We start from the raw sequence: 2542 nt of genomic DNA on the forward strand, positions 1-2542 counted from the left end.
GAGCCACATGATCCGGTACGAGAGGGTTACGGGACGAGCTGAACAGCCGGAGGCGGCACACCAGGCGCTCTTCGGGAGAGTACGTACCACCCTCCGCCCGTGAATGCTTGCTCGGGGAGGGCAGGCGGGCAGACTGGAGTCGTTACAGAGCGGGGTGGGCGGGCCTCTGGCACGCTCCGTCTCGGACGGAGTGGCCCCGGCCCCCCACCTGTTGTAAGAGGCAGGTGCCGGAGCGGCCCGGGTGAACGCCGGCCACCGCAGGAATGGGTGGCGGGAGGAAAGTCCGAGCTCCAGAGGGCAGGGTGCTGGCTAACGGCCAGTCGAGGTGACTCGCAGGACAGTGCCACAGAAAACAAACCGCCCGTTCCGAAAGGGGTGGGGACAAAACTCGGCTTACAGGGCCGCTCCGGTTTTTTCCCTCCCGTCAAGCCCTCACTCTCCTTTTCCCTTGATTTGACCAATCCAAGACACAAAGGATGCGCGCTTCACTCTGACTGAGAGCCCTCTCTTGAAACACTGAGGTGGACCCCGTTTTCTGGACCACCCCGAGATTTGCATTTTCGGGCAGCTTCGATGTGAAAGGAGCTGCCGATGGGAAAGAGAAGCCTGAAGAAGTACGACGCCGCGTTCAAGGCGCGGGTGGCTGTTGCCGCACTCCAGGAGAGCGAGACACTGGCCCAGGTAGGACGCCGGTTCGGAGTGCACCCGGTGTTAGTGGGGCAGTGGAAGAAGCAGTTGCTGGAGAAGGCCGCGGTGGCCTTCAAGCGCGAGGAGTCGGACGACTCCGAGCGGCGGCAGGATGAGCTGCTGAGGAAAATAGGAGAGCTGACGGTGGAGCGAGATTTTTTAGCTCGTGGGCTGCGGCGCTCCCAGTGACGGACAAGAGGGAGTTGGTGCAGCCCGGCCATGCGGAGGTCTCCACGCGTCGGCAGTGCGAGTTGGTGGGGCTGGCGCGCTCGAGCTGGTACTACGAGCCGCTGGAGGTGAGCGCTGAGGAGCTGGCACTCATGCGGCGCATCGACGCGCTGTACACGCAGCGGCCCTTCTACGGCAGCCGCAAGCTCACCTTCTGCCTGAAGGCAGAGGGACACGAGGTCAACCGCAAGCGGGTGCAGCGGCTGATGCGGTTGATGGGGCTGGAGGCGCTGGTGCCCGGCCCCCATACCAGCCGACCCCATCCGCAGCACCCCATCTACCCCTATCTGCTGCGAGGGGTGAAGGTGCTCCAGCCCGATCAGGTCTGGGCGGCCGACATCACCTACATCCCGCTGGAGAAAGGCTGGGCATACTTGGTTGCGGTCATGGACTGGTACTCGCGAGCGGTGCTGTCCTGGAGGCTGTCGAACACGATGACCGTGGACTTCTGCGTCCAGACGCTGGAGGAAGCCCTGAGCCACCACGGACCTCCTGCCATCTTCAACACGGACCAAGGAGCCCAATTCACCAGCCCGGATTTCACCGGCGTGCTGAAGGCTGCGCAGGTGCGCATCAGCATGGACGGCAAAGGCCGAGCCCTGGACAACGTGTTCGTCGAGCGGCTGTGGCGCTCGCTCAAGTACGAGGACGTGTACCTCAAGGCCTACGGGGAGCTGACGGCGGCGCGGGCGGGCATCGGCTCCTGGTTCCGGTTCTACAACCGGCAGCGCCCTCACCAGGCGCTCGACAACCATACGCCCTGGGCCCGGTATCGGGGGCTGGAGCCACTCCGAAACGTGGCTGCATGAACCCACGTGCGCAGGTGGCCTCCGCTCCGCTTCGCTGCGCTCCGGCGGACGACCAACTGACACCACAGCTCAGAACATTGACGACGTGACGAGCTGATCAACACTCCTGCTGCTGCCTGGGATGCAAATCTCCGGGGCCTCAAAATGGTCCAGCCATTGGGGTCCACCTCCCCGGGGTGGCGCCTGCATCTCGGGACCAAATCCGGTTTTGGGGACCCCAAAAGGACCAAACCAGAGACGGAAACAACATGAGCAAGACGTTGCTCTGCAAGTGGAAGCGTATAACGCTCGTCCACGAAGCCACTCATGAGTGCAGCATCTTGAAGATTAGAGACAAGAACGCATAGGCGGAATAGAGGCCATGCGGTTTTCGTCGATTCAATAGTCTCTTCGTTTTCCATGGCGCGATGATGCAAAAACCGATCTGGACAGCCACTTCGAAGTAATTATACTGCCATCGTGGCCGCCCAAACGGCTGCCACGCTATGCCGCAAATTGCGGTCGAATACCTGTTAGACGGCCAGGCGTTTCTATGACACGGGTGCATGCGTGCAGGATTTTGAGATCATCGGTGAGATCACCGACATCAAGACGATCGCTGTTGGTCGACGCATCCATGCGCCCTCAACCTGAAACTTCGCGAAGAGAAAGTCCCAGAACAATCCCGAACTAGAACACTTAAGCCAGGGAAGGTAATTCCGTTCAGGGGGTAGTCCGGAGCGCCAAGGGACCTATCCTTCCCGAGCGACGCAACCTTCGGAGGAGGCGGATAGCGTCTGGATAGAACGCTTCACGCTCCTCGGTCAGCATCCGGCTGA

1 protein-coding gene is annotated in these 2542 nt (G+C 61.6%); it reads left to right on the forward strand.

Going from position 1 to position 2542, the window contains the following annotated elements; translation table 11 throughout:
* The first annotated feature begins 591 nt into the window (after positions 1-591).
* Positions 592-1724 (forward strand): IS3 family transposase gene (locus ACJ8AT_RS35180; RefSeq protein WP_407742342.1). Its coding sequence is split into 2 segments (ribosomal slippage): positions 592-865 and positions 865-1724, totalling 1134 coding nucleotides; the frame shifts between segments, so codons are not numbered across the junction.
* Positions 1725-2542: the final 818 nt, after the last annotated feature.

Source organism: Hyalangium sp. (genome assembly GCF_045802625.1).
Lineage (GTDB): Bacteria > Myxococcota > Myxococcia > Myxococcales > Myxococcaceae > Hyalangium.